This window comes from Agrobacterium sp. 719_389 (genome assembly GCF_900188475.1).
Classification (GTDB): Bacteria; Pseudomonadota; Alphaproteobacteria; order Rhizobiales; family Rhizobiaceae; genus Agrobacterium; species Agrobacterium radiobacter.
Window position 1 is genome coordinate 24,802 of sequence record NZ_FYEM01000008.1, and the last position, 15,962, is coordinate 40,763.

The following is a 15,962-nucleotide window of genomic DNA, read 5'->3' on the forward strand; positions in this document are numbered from 1 at the left end:
CGGAGGATATCGCAGGAACGGGAGACGCTTATCCATACCGGATGGCGCGTTCATGCGTGAAAGGGAGGAACATGTCCACGAATTATCTGAGCGCCGCGTCAGCGCGGACGAAGAACCCGGCCGGCGTTATCGCGACATGCGGCCTGATGATCATGTTTGACGGTTACGATCTGGTCGTTTACGGCGCCGTCGCACCGGCACTCTTGAAAGAAAGCGCATGGGCGCTCAATCCCGCCATGGTCGGGCGCGCCGCCGCGCTGACGCTGGTGGGCATGCTGCTCGGCGCGCTATTTGCCGGCACCATGGCCGACCGCATCGGCCGCCGCAAAGTGGTTCTTCTCAGCCTCGCCGGCTTTTCGGCGATGATGATCGCCTCGGCCATGACGCCGAATTTTCTCGCCTTCGAAATCACGCGCTTCTTCGCCGGTCTCGGGCTTGGCGCGCTTTTGCCGACGGTCACCGCGCTGGTGCTGGAATTTTCGCCGCCGCATCGCAGGGCGCAGGCCAATTCCCTGTCGTTCCTCGGTTATCTTATCGGCGGCATCATTTCCGGCGTCATGGGCATCCTTCTTCTGGAGACCTATGGCTGGCGGCCTTTGATGCTGATCGGCGGCCTGCCGCTTATTCTTCTGCCGATCTTCATGCGGTTTCTGCCGGAATCGCCCGAATGGCTGGCAAGCAAGGGGCGGCAGGCGGAGGCTGACGGCATTTGCGACAGCTACGGTCTGCAACGCATCGTGCCGCATGCGAAAATTCAAAAGGGCGGCGTCGGCGCGCTGTTCTCGGAAGGCCGGCTGCTCTCGACGCTGAATGCCTGGGGCATCCACTTCTGCTCGCTGCTTCTCACCTTCGGCATGGTCAACTGGTTGCCCACCATCATGAACAGGATGGGTTATGACATCAGTTCGGCGCTCAGTTTTTCCGTCATGCTCAATGTCGGGGCCGCGATCGGCATCCTCATCGGCGGGCGATTTGCTGATAAGGGCAACGTCAAGGTGGTCGTGGCGATCCTGTTTGCCATCGGCGCCGCCTCGATCTTTGCCCTGACGGCGAACAAGGGTCCGCTTCTCTATGCCTTCGTCGCTCTTGCGGGAGCGGGCACCATCGGAACCCAGATTCTCGCCAATGTTCTGGTCGGGCGGCTTTATCCCGTCCATATTCGCGGCACGGGTCTCGGGTTTTCGCTGGCGGTCGGGCGGCTCGGCGGCATTGCCGGCCCGATGATCGGCGGCCTCGTGCTGCAGCGTGGTCTGGCGCCCGAATGGAATTTCTACATTTTCGGGTCGGTCGCACTCGTGGGACTGATGCTGACGTTATTGACCCTGCTTTACCGCACCTCCGGTGACGCGCGGGTTTGATGAATGAAACGGCTGGCCGCGGAGGACTGAAATCCGCGGCCGGAGCATTTCCGGCAAAGCTGCGGAGCGGTTTTACGGATGGGCAGTGCGAGAAAACTCTAATTCATCATGCCTTGCGGGAAACCGGTGCGATTGTCGCCATCTGCTGCAACGTCCGTTCGTTTGTGCGTTTGGCCCGTGCCAGCGCATCGTCGCGATCTTCCGGCAGGGTGTAGGTCATATAGGAAAGCGAGGTTTCGAGGTCGTTATTGTTGTGTCCGAGAATGGCGGCGAAGTAGCTGTTCTTGGTCACATGCGGCGGCGCGAAATTGTGAAAGGCCACCTCGGCATAGAGGTGCCGGAGGCCATAGGGCTTGGGAAGTTCTTCCTTCGGCCAGAGATCCTCGAACAGGTTAAAAACCGTGTCCCTGAGCAGCAGGCGGGTTTCCGATGAAAAATCATCGATCGGCATGCCGTGCCACAATTTTCCCTGCCCGCTTTCGCGCAGGCGCTTATAGGCCGCCAGAATGGTTTCCGAGCGGGCAAGCACCGGGATTTCATAGGTCACCCCGAATTTCGTTCCCTCACCCTGTTTCGTCTTGGCCTGGCCGTTGAACAGGAGGCTCCATTTGGAAACGCCCTTGCCATAGGGGGCAGGTGAAAATTCCGCCTGGGTGAAGACTTCATAGGGGCGGCGTCCTGTCATGCCGATCAGGCCGATGCCGATCATCAGAGGATCGGCGGACAGGAGTTTATCGGCGCAGATCTTCAGAACCTGTCGATAATTCTCGAAGGTGATCAGTGCGCCGTGCTTTCTGGCGATCTTCTCCATCTTCACCCGGCGTGCATCGTCATACATCGCGGCATCGCCGGTGGCGATCTTCAGCATCGGGTGATCATCACCAAAAGCCTCGCGGATGGCGTTACGATATTTGGTGATGTAGGAGATGATCGTGGTCTGGGCTCTGCCCTTCATGGTGCTGATTTCAGCATTCCACAGGGTCTGCATCTCGTCTTTCGTACCCATGCCGTTCATCGCCGAAATGAAATCGGCGATGCGCAGGAGAACGGTCGGCTTGCGGCCGGCGGTATTGAATTCCGCCCGTTCGATTTTTTCGACAATCGATGTCGCCACACCGGTTTTCGGATAGTCGGCGCGCTCGATATAGGTTTTCAGCCGCTCGCGCAGCTTCTTCATGTTGCAGATGGCAAGCGGCGTGCTCTTTACGCCGAACTCGGCCTTAAGGGCATAGCGATATTTCATGATGTAGAGTTCGAGCGTCTTTTCGGTGCGGCCATTGTCGAAATGGTAGCGGACCTCGGCGTCCCACAGATCGCGGATTTTTCTGTTTCGCGAGGCGTCGTCGCTTTTCATCGCCTCCCTGACCTCACCAACGAATTGATCGATGCGCTCAACGAGGACCGGTGTTTTTGTTTTTCGTTTTAAGGCGGGCATGCGGCGGCTCCCTGAACCGGTCGGGAAATATAAAATCCATCTTTGGCGATCAACAACAGCATGGTTGCGGGAATATGATGAACATTCGCCGCAGGCCGATTTCTTTTGAATAATAGTTTGACCGATTCCGCAAGCATGGCGGTGATTTAGGAAAATATGGGAAACGGTTTTCGAGCGGCGTCGCTCGCCCAGGAAGCTGGAAAATGCTGCCGGCTTCCATGGTTCACGCCGGTAAAATCCAGCGGCATTATTCACCCGGCTTCGGAATGTCTGCCAAGCCTGCCGCGATTGGCCGGCTTACTTCGGCAGTCGGGTCTTCAGCGCTGCCACGATCTTGTTGGCAAGCGCCTCGTAATCCTCGTCGAAATGATGGCCGCCTTCGATGCCGAGCGTTTCCACGCCCTTCGCCTTCAGGCCGGGGCAGGGGTCTTCATCCTCTTCCTCCGTGCCATAGATGCACTGCACCAGTTTCGGATCGATCTTGGCGATATCATCCACGGTCTTGCCGCCCTTGCCCTCTCCGGCAACGCCGAGCCAGCCCTGAACGGAAATTTCGAAATCCACTTCCGTGGACAGGCCCATGAGCGTGAGCTGCACGACATGTGATTTCGCCCGTTCCGGCAGGAGGTTATAGGTGGCGGGAATGATGTCGGCGCCGAAGGAATAGCCGATCAGCACGACGTTGCGAACCTTCCATTCCTTGCGATAGGTGTCGATGATGCGTGCAAGGTCGCCCGCCACTTCCTGCGGCTGTTTTTCTTTCCAGAAATAGCGCAGCGCATCGACGCCGATCACGGGAATACCCTGCTTCTGCAATGCGCCGCCCACTTCTTCGTCGAGATCGCGCCAGCCGCCGTCGCCGGAATAGATCACCGCCATGGTGTCCATCACCGGGCTGGTTTCCAGAACCTTGATCGGCAGGCCGAGCGGGCTGTCGGTGTCGCCTGCGGCATCGACCTGATCGGACAGGGTCTGGGTCAGAACCTCGTCCGCCTTGTCATCCACATCCGTCACGTCGATATCGGGATGCAGCTTGACGAGCGCGTTGACGTGGTCGCGGCCCTTCTGGTCCGCAGCCGGCGTGAACAGCACGCTCACGGGGGCGGGCAGCGGGCCATCGGTCAGGCCATAGACCGTTTCGCCATCGGCTTTGTCCTTGGTGGCGGGGGTGCAGAGGATCTTTTCCAGCGGCAGGCCGGCCTTGGGGTCGACGGCTATGGCTTCCCTAATGGTCGAGACCGGGCTCTGCGCAATCATCGCCAGCGCCAGCGTTCCGCCCTTGCCGATGCCGGTGAGAATGGGCTGGCGATAGCTGTTGGTGCCGGCGGTGCGCTGGATCTGCTGCGACAGCGACTCGATGTCCGAGATCATATAGATGCATTCGTCTTCATCGGCCTCGAGCGCCTTCAGATATTCCTTGAAGTCGATGCCGACCACGGCGGCGCCCTTTTCCACCAGCGCCTTGGCGCGGGTCTCGTCGGTGCTCGTCCATCCGTCCGCGTCGGAAATCAGGAAGACGCTGGCGAGAATTTCGCCATCCGGCACCATGATGTGCTCGGCGGGGATCATGCCGGTCTCGTAAGCGGGCTTGTCCTCAGCAAAAACTGCGGTGGAGGCAAACAGGGCGGAGGCGGCAAGGACTGCTTTCAACACGCTGGATTTTCTCATTTTCCGATTACTCCTCTGACGCCGCCGCTAATCAGAACCGTCGCGTCCATCAGCGCCAGAGCGGCGTCTGCGCCATTCTGCACGGCGAGGTAACGCGGTTCCCATTTCGGGTGGAACTTTGCCTTGAAGGCGCGAAGTCCCTTGAAGTTGTAGAAACGTTCGCCGTGTTCGAACAGCGTGCTGCCGATGCGGTCCCAGACGGGCGCCGCATCGCGCTTCGACATGCCGGACATCGGCGCCATGCCGAGGTTGAAGCTCTCATAGCCGGCCTCGCGCAGATATTGCATGATGCTGACGAAGAGAAAATCCATCGAGCCGCGCGGCGCATCCGGCGAAAAGCGCATGAGATCGACGGTGGCTTCCTTTTTCGTGTCGGTCACCATCAGATTGGCGAAGGCGGTGATCTTGCCGTCCTTGCGCAGCACGGCGACGGGTTGCGACAGGATGTAATCCGGCTCGAAAGCGCCGAGCGAGAAGCGTTTTTCGCGGGTATTGTGGTGGGCGAGCCAGCCGTCGGAGACCTGTTTCAGCTCCTCCATAATATCCGCCACCTGCGCTTGCTCGACCACCTCGAAGGTCAGTCCGTCGCGCGCACCGCGGCTCAGCGACTGGCGAAGATTGGCGAGCTTGCCGCCCTTCAGTTCGAATGCGGTGAGGTCGACCAATGCCAGTTCGCCCAGCTTGAAGGCGCGCAGGCCCGCATCGGCGCAATGGGAGAGGAGGAACGGTGAAATCTGATAGAAGGCGGCGCGTGCACCGGCAGCGCGGGCGGCTTCCACAAATTGCCAGACCAGATCCGGGAAATCATCCTCGTCGCCCACCGGATCGGCAAAGGCGATCCAGGAGCGGCCCTGAATACCGTACATGATGAAGGCGTTGCCGCTTTCGGAAAACATCACGTGCTTGTCGCCCATGCGCACAAGATTGGCGTCGGCCGCATCCTGTGTCATGACGATGCCGGTTGCACTCGTGACGTCGTCGGCCTTGATAGCGTCCGGCCGGAAGGCCACCGGCCGCATCAGGCTGAAAATGGCGATGGTGGAGGACGCAAGCACGAGGCCTAAAAGGGCGCGCAATCCGCGCGGCGCTTCCTCTGAGAATTCGAACTGCCACCATAATGTCTGGCTGTAATCCGTGTCGCGGTAGACGAAGAGCAGGATTGTCGCTGCGCCGGCAATAATGACGGCCATGGCGGCGAGCCAGCTTGGGCCCAGCGCCTGTTTCACCAGCGAGGCATGGCGGTTGAAGCTGCGCATATTGACGGAAAGGGCCGCGATGAAGACGCCGAGAATGGCGGCTTCGAAGACTGCAATGGCCTTGAGGAGGGAGAGAACCAGCGCCAGCGAGGCGGCGACCAGCGCAATCCACCAGGCGCCATCCAGCCGCTGCCCGAGGCCGCGCGAGGCGACGACTAGCACGAGACCGAGAATGCTGGTGAGAAAATGCGCCGCCTCAACAATCGGCAGCGGCACGAAATTGGACAGGAAATCCAGATTGCTGTCGGGTGTCGGCGTCACGCTCGAGAAGATCAGCATGGTGCCGAGGATCATCGCGAAGGTCGATAACAGCGGCGGCGCGAGCCTGACGGCAAGCTGGCTGATATCGGAGACAACAGGCTTTGCCGCGAACTGCTTCATCTCCGAGACGAGCATGACCAGAATGGCCACCACAAGCGGCAGGACGTGATAGATCACGCGGTAGAGAACGAGGCTTCCGAGCAGCTGGTCGACGCTGATGGCGTTGCCAAGCCCCGCGACCATCACGGTTTCGAAGACGCCAAGACCGGCTGGTACATGGCTGAGGACGCCGAGGCCGACCGCGGTGGCGTAGATTGCAAAAAATGTCGGCCAGCCGAGATGCGTGTCGGGCAGGAGGACATAAAGCACGGAGGCGGAGGCGGCTATATCGAAGGCGGAGACGAGGAACTGGCGGGAAGAGGTTCGGCTGTCGGGCAGGCGCAGGCGCCATTTGCCGAGCCGGATCGCGTGCCCGTTACGCCCGATATAGGCCGCCACCGCGAGAACCGCGATGACGGCGAGCGCCGCACCTCTGAGGATGACGGCATCAACGCCGATGATGGCGGCGATGCGCGGTGCAACGATGAAGGTGGAGATGGCGCTGACCGAAAGCAGGCCAAGCCCGAAGGACAGTGTGACGAAGGCGATGACGCGGGCGATTTCGCCGGGCGACAGACCCAGCCGCGAATAGGCGCGAAAGCGGATGGCGCCACCGCTCAAGGGACCGAAACCGGCAGTATTGCCTATGGCATAGGCCGCGAAGGCTGTTGCCGCCATGGGCGGAAAGGGCAGTTTGCGGCCGATATATTCGATCGCATTGGCGTCATAGAATATCAGCGCCAGAAAGCTGAGCGCGGTGAAAACGATGGCGAGCAGCACCGCCGAAGCCGAAGTCTGCGTCAGCGCATCGATGACGTCGTCATAACGGACTTCGGAGGTCAGGTGATAAATGGCGAAGGTCATCATCACGAAGACCAGCGTGATGGCAATCGCGGTCAGATAAGGACGGTTTCTGGCAAAAAAGCTTTCAACCGCGGATTCAGTAACATCGGTCTGTGTAATTTCGCTCTTGTCTGCCATTTACTTTGCCCAGCGCCCGTTCCTGTTGGCGAACCATAGGATTGTGTCGCTAATTCGTTTCTGTTGCGGAAATGTGATTAGCAGAAAAGCATGAAGTGTCGATGTGAAGTTTGTGTCGCATCATGCACGAATTTCGCCAAGTCTAGAGCGGAAATGCAACTATGGAATGCATGATTTGCCGGATTGTTCCGAAAGGCGGCAAATTGACCGTTGCGGTTGCTTGGTGGTGCCGTTTGATGCGACTACACGCTCCTTTCGATTGAAGGAGATGCCAATGAACATGCCCGCAAGAATAGTCGTTTCGCTCGTCGTCGCCCTCGTGGCCGGGGGCGGATACATGGCGGTGGATAAGATGCGCGGTGCCGAATGGGTCGTTTCGCCGCAGCAGATCGCGGAGGCCAAGGCAAAGGGGCAGATGGGTTACGAATCCCGTCCGGGCACCGTGACCGTTTTGCCGATCCGCAGCGAGACGGCGGATGTGCTGCCGATGAAATGGGCGATGATTGGTGTCGTCGCCGGGCTTCTGGCCTTCCGGGCGAGCGGCAAGAAAAAAGCGGCAAAGGCTTAAGGGCCTGCCGCTTCACGTCTCCGGCGTTCTGCGCCGGAGACGGATTTGACGCTAAGTCTTATGCGCCCCAGGTTTTTTCGAGCACGCGGATCCAGTTGCCGTGGCAGATCTTGGCAAGCGCCTCGTCGTCATAACCACCATTGCGCAGGGCCTGGACCAGCAATTGCAGGTCGGCCGCGTCCTTCATGGCGGCGGGAATGGTGGTGCCGTCGAAATCCGAACCGAGTGCGACGTGATCGATGCCGATGCGGTTGACGATATAGTCCACGTGGCGCACCAGTTCGTTCAGGTCGGTATTCGGGTTCTTCACGCCGTCCTGCCGCAGGAACAGAACGCCGAAATTGATGCCGGCGAGACCACCCGTGTCACGGATGGCGTCCAGCTGACGATCCGTCAGGTTACGGCTGTGATTGCAGAGCGCATAAGCGTTGGAATGGGATGCCACCAGCGGTGCATCTGATATCTTCGCTATATCCCAGAAGCCCTGCTCGTTCATATGCGACAGGTCGACCATGATCTTCAGTTCGTTGCAGGTCTTTATCAGCCGCTTGCCGGCCTCCGTCAGGCCGGGGCCGATATCCGGCGTCGAGGGGAAACGGAAGGGCACGCCGTAAGCGAAGATATTCGGGCGGCTCCAGACCGGTCCAAGCGTGCGAAGGCCCGCTTCGTGGAGAACGTAGAGCGCATCCAGATCAGCAGCGATCGCTTCCGCGCCCTCGATATGGAAGACGGAGGCGAAAGCGCCTTTCGCCATGGCGTCGCGGATATCGGCGGCCGTGCGGCAGACCTTGAGCGCGCCTGCAGACTGTTTCTCGGCGCGGAACAAAAGAGCGGCCATGGCGAGCGTCGCCTTTAGCGCATCCGCCTCGGCGGGGGTCGGATAGTCGCCGTTAGCGTCCTTGTCCATGCTGGGTGAAGGCACATAGGCGGCGCAGAGACCGCCGGCGAGGCCGCCTTTTTTCGCGCGCGGAAGATCGATGTGGCCGACAGTATCCCCTTCGATGAGAAGCGTTTCGGGAGAGGCGTTGCCCGATCGCCATAACCGCAGAAGCACGTCGTTGTGGCCGTCGAAGACGGGTACGGTTTTTTGATCGGTCATGGTCATTCACCTTTGGATAGGGGGAGGGCGCGGGCGCACCTATTCAGACTTTTGGGAATTGGTAGAGGAAAGGTCAAGGCGGGAGCAAATGCAATCCGTGCATAGGCTCTGCCAAATTTGGAATTGGTCGGGCCTCGTTTGCTCGTGGTAATCGCGGGAAAACATAAAAAAAATGACTGGATTGGGGCAAACCCACACCGTTTCCGAAAAATAAGGTCCGAAAGGGGATTTTCGATGATTTCAAGACGCAACCTGCTGATTGCCGGCGCTGCCGTTCCGTTCCTGTCCTATGCGCGCATTCCGGCCTTTGCCGCGACGCCCAAGGATATTCTGGTGGTCGCCCAGCAGCTGGACAATATGACGAGCCTTGATCCGCATGAAGGTTTCGAAGCCGTCGGCGGTGAAATCATCTCCAACATGTACCAGAAGCTGGTGCGTGCAAACCGCGAAGATTCCACCAAGGTCGATCCCGTCATCGCGAAATCCTGGGAAGCTGACGCTGACAGCAAGGTCTTCACCTTCGTGATCGGTGACGAAGCCACCTTCTCCAGCGGCGCGAAAGTCACGGCGGAAGACGTTGCCTTCTCGCTGCAGCGCGCCATCAAGATGAACAAGAGCCCGGCCTTCATCATCAGCCAGTTCGGCTTCACGCCTGAGAATGCCGAGACGACCATCGTTGCCGCTGACGACAAGACGGTGAAGCTGACGACCGCGAAGCCGACCGCCATCTCCTTCCTGCTGTATTGCCTCTCCGCCAATATCGGCGCGATCGTCGAAAAGAAGGCGGTTCTCGCCAATGCTTCGGGCGAAGACCTCGGCAATGGCTGGCTGCAGAAGAACAGCGCCGGTTCCGGCGACTTTGTCCTGCAGGCCTGGAAGCCGAGCGAAAGCGTCGCGCTGACCGTCAATCCCAACGGCCCTTACAAGGGCAACATCAAGCGCATCATCCTGCGCCACGTCACCGATCCGTCTTCCCAGCTTCTGATGCTGCAGAAGGGCGATATCGACATTGCCCGCGACCTCACCTCGGAACAGCTGCGCAGCGCCCAGAACGACGCGAACATCGAACTGGATCGCAAGAGCATCGCCTCGCTGGTACTGATCTCGCTCAATCAGGGCAATGAGAACCTTGCCAAGCCGCAGGTCTGGCAGGCCATCAAGTGGGCGCTGGACTACAAGGGCATGCAGGAAAACATCGTGCCGCTGTCCCACAAGGTTCACCAGAGCTTCGAGCCGGAAGGCTTCCCCGGCGCCGTCGATGACACGCCGTTCCAGCGCGATGTCGAAAAGGCCAAGGCGCTGATGGCGGAGGCCGGCCTTGCCGACGGTTTCGAGATCACCATGGATCATTACTCCGCCCAGCCCTACCCGGATCTGGCGCAGGCGATCCAGGCAAACCTTGCCGATATCGGCATCAAGGTTCGCCTGCAGTCGGCCGAGAACCGTCAGGTTCTGACCAAGATGCGCGCCCGCGAGCATCAGATGGCGCTTTCCGCATGGGGTACGGATTATTTCGATCCGCATTCCAACGCCGATGTCTTCAACATCAACAAGGACAATGGCGACGACGCCAAGTCCAAGCCGTTCCTGTGGCGTTCGCGCTTCAAGAACGACGAGTTCGCCGCCAAGGCGGAAGCCGCCCGCGACGAGAAGGATCCGGCAAAGCGCGTGGAGCTTTATGAAGCCCTGCAGCGCGAGCACATGCAGAACAGCCCGTTCGTCTTCATGTTCCAGACGACGAAAACGGCTGCCTTCCGTAAGGGCGTTTCCGGTTTCGAACTCGGCGTTCTCTCCGAGGGCAATTCCTACCACGATGCGAAGAAAGCGTGACATTGAACAAGCGCGTCAAAAGCATATCGTCGATACTGAGCAGCGTCTTCCTGACGCTGTTCGGTTTGATGGTCATCACCTTCATGATCGGGCGCGTCATGCCCGTCGATCCCGTCATCGCGGCGGTCGGCGACAATGCGCCTGAAGACGTCATCGTGCGCGTGCGTGCGGAAATGGGCCTCGACCAGCCGCTGGTCGTGCAGTTCTTCCATTATGTCTCGCAGGTTCTGCACGGCGATTTCGGCAATTCCATCCTGACCCGCAATCCGGTCTGGATCGACATCAAGCGCGTCTTCCCCGCCACTTTCGAACTTGCCACCGCAGCCCTCATCCTTGCTGCGCTGATCGGCATTCCGCTCGGCGTCTGGGCCGCCGTGAAGCAGGGCAAGGTGACCGACCAGGTCATCCGCGTCGTCTGCCTTGCAGGTCATTCCGTGCCGGTCTTCATGCTGGCGCTGATTTCGCTGCTCGTCTTTTACGCCACGCTTGGCGTTGCACCCGGACCGGGCCGACAGGATATCATCTATGACGGCATGATCTCGCCGGTCACCGGCCTGATGACGGTCGACACGCTGCTTGCGGGTGACTGGGACGCCTTTTACGACGCCATCGCCCATATGGTGCAGCCCGTCTGCATTCTCGCCTATTTCAGCATGGCCTATATCACCCGCATGACGCGCGCCTTCATGATCGATGCGCTGAAGGGTGAATATGTCATCACCGCCCGCGCCAAGGGCTTGTCCGCCATGACCGTGATCTGGGGCCATGCCTTTCCCACGGTCGCCGTGCAGCTCATCACGGTTCTCGCCCTCACCTATGCCGGCCTTCTCGAAGGTGCGGTGGTGACGGAAACCGTGTTCAGCTGGCCGGGCCTTGGCCAATATCTCACTGTCTCGCTCATGAACGCGGACATGAACCCGGTCGTCGGAGCAACCCTGTTGATCGGCTTCATCTATGTCGCCCTCAACCTGCTCGCAGACGTGCTTTACAGAGTTATGGATCCTCGCGTTCGATGATGTTAGCTAATTTCAGAAACTGGGCTCTGGATGAGACGCCGCATTCCCGCAGCCAGGCTGCCTGGGGAAACCGGTACCGCATCTGGCTGAACCTCAAGTCCAACCCGCTGGCGGTGGTCGGTCTGACCATCATCGTCCTCTTCATCGCGCTGTCGCTGCTGGCGCCGTGGCTCGCGCCCTATGATCCGGCAACGCAGAACCTCGGCAACCGTCTGGCATTTCCGAGCGCGGAACACTGGTTCGGCACCGATGAATTGGGTCGCGACATTCTCTCGCGCATTCTCTATGGCGGCCGCGTCACGCTCGGCATGGTCATCGCCGTCGTTGTTCTGGTTGCGCCGATCGGTCTCGCCATCGGCTGCATCGCCGGTTATTTCGGCGGCATCGTCGATACGGTGCTGATGCGGGTGACGGACGTGTTCCTGGCTTTCCCGCGCCTCATTCTGGCGCTGGCCTTTGTCGCGGCGCTGAAGCCCGGCGTCGAAAGCGCCATTCTCGCCATCGCGCTTACCGCCTGGCCGCCCTATGCGCGTCTGGCGCGCGCCGAAACCATGACGGTGCGCGGCAGCGACTTCGTCGCGGCCTACCGGCTGACAGGCGCTTCCGCCTGGCGCATCATCGCCCGTCACATCGCGCCGCTCTGCGTGCCGAGCCTTATCGTGCGCATCACGCTCGACATGAGCTCGATCATCATCACCGCCGCCAGCCTCGGCTTCCTCGGCATGGGCGCACAGCCGCCTTCGCCGGAGTGGGGCGCGATGATTGCGACTGCAAAGCGCTTCATCTTCGAACAATGGTGGGTCGCCACCATTCCGGGCATTGCCATCTTCCTCGTTTCGCTCGCCTTCAACTTCCTTGGTGATGGCCTGCGCGACGTGCTCGACCCGAAGGGACATTGAGCCATGCTGGTCGAAATCGAAAATCTGAAGATCGCTTTCCAGACTCGCACTAGCCGTTTCGAGGCGGTGCGCGGTGTTTCCATGAAGCTTGGAACCGAAAAGCTCGGCATCGTCGGTGAATCCGGTTCGGGCAAGAGCCTCACGGCGCGCGCGCTGATGAAGCTCCTGCCCTCCAATGCCGATATCAGGGCCGACAAGCTCTCCTTTGACGGTATCGACGTGCTTTCCGCCAGCGAAAAGCAGATGCGCCAGATCCGGGGTAAACGGGCGGGTTTCATCCTTCAAGATCCGAAATATTCGCTGAACCCGGTCAAGACCATGGGCGCGCAGATCGCGGAAGCCTGGCGCGCCCACAAGGGCGGCAGCAAGCGTGCGGCCATGGAAGCGGCCATCGCGCTGCTCGATCAGGTGAAGATCCGCAATCCGCGCCAGGTCGCCTCGTCCTACGCGCATGAGGTTTCCGGCGGCATGGGCCAGCGTGTCATGATCGCCATGATGCTGGCGCCCGATCCCGAGCTGCTGATTGCCGACGAACCGACCAGCGCTCTCGACGCCACGGTGCAGGCGGAAATCCTGCGGCTGATCGAGGAGCTGGTATCGGAACGCGGCATGGGCCTCATCCTCATCAGCCATGATCTGCCGCTCGTCTCGCATTTCTGCGACCGCGTGGCTGTCATGTATTCCGGCCGGGTGATGGAGGAACTGAAGGCTTCCGAACTCCTGAAAGCCCAGCATCCTTACACCAAGGGTCTCTTGAACTGCATTCCCTCGCTGACGCATCCGCGCGAGCGTCTTCCCGTCCTTAACCGTGATGCAGCGTGGTCCAGCCAATGATCGACGTCGATAATCTCCGTATCAAGTTCGGCGACCGTGAAGTGGTGAAGGGCGTGTCCTTTTCGGTAGAAAAGGGCGGCAGCTTCGGCATCGTCGGCGAAAGCGGCTCGGGCAAGTCCACTATCCTGCGCGCCATGGCCGGCCTTAATGAGAGCTGGGAAGGCCGCATCGCCTTTGCCGGCAAGGATGCGCCGCTGAAGCGCACGCCGGAATTCTTCCGGCAGGTGCAGATGGTGTTTCAAGACCCTTACGGGTCGTTGCATCCGCGCCAGACCATCGACCGCATTCTCAGCGAATTGCCGCTGGTGCACGGCATGGACAATATCGAAAAACGCATCCAGCAGGCGCTAACGGATGTGGCTCTGCCGCAGGCGGTGCGTTTCCGTTACCCGCACCAGCTTTCCGGCGGCCAGCGCCAGCGTGTGGCGATTGCGCGTGCCCTGATTGCCGATCCGCAGGTTCTGCTGCTCGATGAGCCGACTTCGGCGCTCGACGTTTCGGTGCAGGCGGAAATCCTGAACCTGTTGCAGGACCTGCGTGCGGCGCGCAACCTCACCTATATCCTCGTCAGCCACAATCTGGCGGTCATCGCGCATCTCTGCCCGCAGGTGGGCGTGATGCTGAACGGTGAAATGGTCGAGCAGCTGAGCGCGGGCGATCTGCGCGAGGGCCGTATCAAACATCCGCATACGGAAGAGCTGCGCAGCCTGAGCATCCGGCTGGAAGAGCCGGCCTGAGGGGCAGCCCCTAGCCTGCGTTGCGCACAGATTGAGCGGGCGCGGCTCTCTTCTTCTCCCCGCCGGGGAGAAGGTCGCGGCAGCGGGATGAGGGGCAAGCTCTCCGAATCCGGCAACGTCGCCCCCTCATCCGACCCTTCGGGCCACCTTCTCCCCGGCGGGGAGAAGAAACAAGTGGTGACGTCGAGGTTATCGGCGTCGAAACAAAGACACGAGACCGAACAATGTCACAGCAACTCGACTGGAACGCCGCTTCAACGCTTGCCGAGAGCTTTGTCTCGCAATGGGCGGGCAACGAGCCGGGCGGGGCGGTTATTGGTTTTGATCTCGGGGGCATCCGCTTCGCCCATGCCGGCGGTGTCGAGAGCCTCTCGACCTTTGCGCCATTCACGCCGAAAAGCGTAGTGCGTTATGCCTCCGTCACCAAACATGCCTTCTGCGCCATGGTGCTTGCCCATTCCGACATGATCGGGCTTGACGATCCGCTCGGCAAGCATCTGCCCGAGCTGCAATCGCCGCTCCGCGACGTCACTGTCGGGCAGGCGCTGGATATGAGCGGCGGCCTGCCGGATACGCGCGAATGCCTCTCTCTGCTTGGCCTTTCCGTCTACACCGAAACGAAGGCCGGTCCGCTTCTCGACTATCTGGCGCGGCTGACCCGGCTGAACTTCGATGCCGGCAGCGAGGTTTCCTATTCGAATACCGGCTATCGTCTGGTGGAAGCGGCGCTGGAGCGCCACGGTTTCCGTTTCGACGATTTCGTGCAGGCGCAAATTGCCCGCCCGTTCGGCGTTTTCCTGAAGGCGCCGGATGTCTGGAACGATCCGGTCGATGAATTGGTACCCGGCTACTGGAAGGCGGAAAGCAATTGGCAGCTTTCGGCGGCCGGCCTGCATATTTCCGCTTCCGGCAGCCTTGCCGGTAGCGCGGAAGCACTGACCCGCTGGCTGCAGGGCCTGATGCGCGGCGAGGGCAGCTTTGCGGGTGTTCTGGACGGACTTTCCACTGAGCGGCCACTCGCCGATGGACGGATGAGCGAATATGGCCTCGGCCTGCGCTGGTCCCACCTCGGCGAACGGCGCTTCGTCGGTCACGGCGGTTCGCATCCGGGATATAAGACTTACTTCCTGCTCGATCCGGAAAACGGTACAGGCTTCGTTGTGGTGTCCAATCGCGAGGATACCAACGGCTTCAAGATCGCGCTGGAAAGCATGGCGGCTTTGACCGGCCTGCCGCTGCCCAAACCCGCCGCCAGCCTGCCGGAAGGCCTCTATGTTACCGAAAGCGGACCGTGGTGGCTGGAGATCAAAGGCAGCACATCGACTTTCATCGATGGCGACGACACGCTTTATGAAGATGCCGAAGGCTGGGTGTCGTCGCGCTCCGCATCTTCGCCAATGCGTCTCAAGCTTGAAGGCGATGCGATCGTCGGTGAGGCAGGCCACGCCGCCCGCCGTTTCCTGCCGGTGGGCGACCAAGTCGTGGCCGATGATCTCTCGGGGTCGTGGCGCTCGGATGAGGGAGCCGAATTCACGATCAGCGGTTCCTCGCTGACCATGGGCATCGGCCCGACGCGTCGCAGCATGCCTCTGAAGGCGCTCGGCAATGGCCGTTTCCTTTTCACGCTGATTGACGGGCCATGGACGAAGCGTGTCTGTCTCAATCGTCTGGGCGATAACCGGATCGAGCTGGTTTCCAGCCGCGCGCGGATGATCGAATATTCCAGAGGCCCGCTAACGGTCTGAAACCGATCCCCATCGCGTCCCGCAAACTTGACGTCATCCTCGGGTCAGGCCGGAGGATGACGGAAGAGAGTTTCGTGGCCGTTTATCCGCATTTTCGGCCTTCCTAAAAGGGTTTCAATCAGCCCTTATTGCTCCTAATAAAGACCCCATGTTCCGGTTGAAGGCCGGGACGACAT

At 60.3% G+C, this 15,962-nt stretch carries 12 protein-coding genes; 8 read left to right on the forward strand and 4 right to left on the reverse strand.

Annotated elements, in window-relative coordinates:
• Window positions 1–71 precede the first annotated feature (71 nt).
• Entirely contained in the window at window positions 72–1,358 is a 1,287-nt protein-coding gene (locus CFB10_RS15325; protein ID WP_020011712.1) for an aromatic acid/H+ symport family MFS transporter, read from the forward strand.
• A 106-nt stretch (window positions 1,359–1,464) separates the two neighbouring features.
• Here CFB10_RS15325 and CFB10_RS15330 read toward each other — a convergent pair whose 3' ends face one another.
• The 3 genes from CFB10_RS15330 to mprF form a co-directional block, all read right to left on the reverse strand.
• Window positions 1,465–2,793 (reverse strand): telomere resolvase, encoded by a 1,329-nt coding sequence (locus CFB10_RS15330; protein ID WP_020011711.1) that lies wholly within the window; start codon window positions 2,791–2,793, stop codon window positions 1,465–1,467.
• 297 nt (window positions 2,794–3,090) lie between these two features.
• The gene (locus CFB10_RS15335) at window positions 3,091–4,461 is read right to left on the reverse strand and encodes a virulence factor (protein ID WP_020011710.1); all 1,371 of its coding nucleotides are present in this window, start codon (window positions 4,459–4,461) and stop codon (window positions 3,091–3,093) included.
• The gene (gene mprF / locus CFB10_RS15340) at window positions 4,458–7,058 is read right to left on the reverse strand and encodes a bifunctional lysylphosphatidylglycerol flippase/synthetase MprF (RefSeq protein ID WP_020011709.1); all 2,601 of its coding nucleotides are present in this window, start codon (window positions 7,056–7,058) and stop codon (window positions 4,458–4,460) included. The genes CFB10_RS15335 and mprF overlap by 4 nt, the downstream gene beginning before the upstream one ends.
• Before the next feature lie 274 nt (window positions 7,059–7,332).
• Between mprF and CFB10_RS15345 the strand changes: the two genes are divergently transcribed.
• Window positions 7,333–7,626, forward strand: coding sequence for a hypothetical protein (locus CFB10_RS15345; protein ID WP_020011708.1), 294 nt, complete (start codon window positions 7,333–7,335; stop codon window positions 7,624–7,626).
• 58 nt (window positions 7,627–7,684) lie between these two features.
• Here the strand turns inward: CFB10_RS15345 and CFB10_RS15350 are convergent, their stop codons facing one another.
• Window positions 7,685–8,725 (reverse strand): dipeptidase, encoded by a 1,041-nt coding sequence (locus CFB10_RS15350; RefSeq protein ID WP_026363928.1) that lies wholly within the window; start codon window positions 8,723–8,725, stop codon window positions 7,685–7,687.
• A 234-nt stretch (window positions 8,726–8,959) separates the two neighbouring features.
• Between CFB10_RS15350 and CFB10_RS15355 the strand changes: the two genes are divergently transcribed.
• The 6 genes from CFB10_RS15355 to CFB10_RS15380 all read left to right on the forward strand — a co-directional run bounded on the left by CFB10_RS15355 (window position 8,960) and on the right by CFB10_RS15380 (window position 15,786).
• Window positions 8,960–10,555, forward strand: a complete 1,596-nt coding sequence (locus tag CFB10_RS15355) for an ABC transporter substrate-binding protein (RefSeq protein ID WP_020011706.1) — start codon at window positions 8,960–8,962, stop codon at window positions 10,553–10,555.
• A gap of 2 nt (window positions 10,556–10,557) precedes the next feature.
• Window positions 10,558–11,571, forward strand: coding sequence for an ABC transporter permease (locus CFB10_RS15360; protein ID WP_020011705.1), 1,014 nt, complete (start codon window positions 10,558–10,560; stop codon window positions 11,569–11,571).
• A complete protein-coding gene (gene nikC / locus CFB10_RS15365) occupies window positions 11,568–12,470 on the forward strand; it encodes a nickel transporter permease (RefSeq protein WP_020011704.1) in 903 nt (300 codons plus the stop codon). The genes CFB10_RS15360 and nikC overlap by 4 nt, the downstream gene beginning before the upstream one ends.
• A 3-nt stretch (window positions 12,471–12,473) precedes the next feature.
• Complete coding sequence (locus tag CFB10_RS15370; protein ID WP_020011703.1) at window positions 12,474–13,304, forward strand: ABC transporter ATP-binding protein; 831 nt, start codon at window positions 12,474–12,476, stop codon at window positions 13,302–13,304.
• Window positions 13,301–14,041 carry an ABC transporter ATP-binding protein gene (locus tag CFB10_RS15375; protein ID WP_020011702.1) on the forward strand — a complete coding sequence of 247 codons (741 nt, stop codon included), beginning with the start codon at window positions 13,301–13,303 and terminating at the stop codon, window positions 14,039–14,041. The genes CFB10_RS15370 and CFB10_RS15375 overlap by 4 nt, the downstream gene beginning before the upstream one ends.
• A gap of 224 nt (window positions 14,042–14,265) precedes the next feature.
• The gene (locus CFB10_RS15380) at window positions 14,266–15,786 is read left to right on the forward strand and encodes a serine hydrolase (RefSeq protein WP_020011701.1); all 1,521 of its coding nucleotides are present in this window, start codon (window positions 14,266–14,268) and stop codon (window positions 15,784–15,786) included.
• Window positions 15,787–15,962: the final 176 nt, after the last annotated feature.

Bases quoted from the DNA above. Each gene is read 5' to 3' on its own strand.
- CFB10_RS15325 (WP_020011712.1), top strand. From the start codon at position 72: ATGTCCACGAATTATCTGAGCGCCGCGTCAGCGCGGACGAAGAACCCG.
- CFB10_RS15330 (WP_020011711.1), bottom strand. From the start codon at position 2,793: ATGCCCGCCTTAAAACGAAAAACAAAAACACCGGTCCTCGTTGAGCGC.
- CFB10_RS15335 (WP_020011710.1), bottom strand. From the start codon at position 4,461: ATGAGAAAATCCAGCGTGTTGAAAGCAGTCCTTGCCGCCTCCGCCCTG.
- mprF (WP_020011709.1), bottom strand. From the start codon at position 7,058: ATGGCAGACAAGAGCGAAATTACACAGACCGATGTTACTGAATCCGCG.
- CFB10_RS15345 (WP_020011708.1), top strand. From the start codon at position 7,333: ATGAACATGCCCGCAAGAATAGTCGTTTCGCTCGTCGTCGCCCTCGTG.
- CFB10_RS15350 (WP_026363928.1), bottom strand. From the start codon at position 8,725: ATGACCGATCAAAAAACCGTACCCGTCTTCGACGGCCACAACGACGTG.
- CFB10_RS15355 (WP_020011706.1), top strand. From the start codon at position 8,960: ATGATTTCAAGACGCAACCTGCTGATTGCCGGCGCTGCCGTTCCGTTC.
- nikC (WP_020011704.1), top strand. From the start codon at position 11,568: ATGATGTTAGCTAATTTCAGAAACTGGGCTCTGGATGAGACGCCGCAT.
- CFB10_RS15370 (WP_020011703.1), top strand. From the start codon at position 12,474: ATGCTGGTCGAAATCGAAAATCTGAAGATCGCTTTCCAGACTCGCACT.
- CFB10_RS15375 (WP_020011702.1), top strand. From the start codon at position 13,301: ATGATCGACGTCGATAATCTCCGTATCAAGTTCGGCGACCGTGAAGTG.
- CFB10_RS15380 (WP_020011701.1), top strand. From the start codon at position 14,266: ATGTCACAGCAACTCGACTGGAACGCCGCTTCAACGCTTGCCGAGAGC.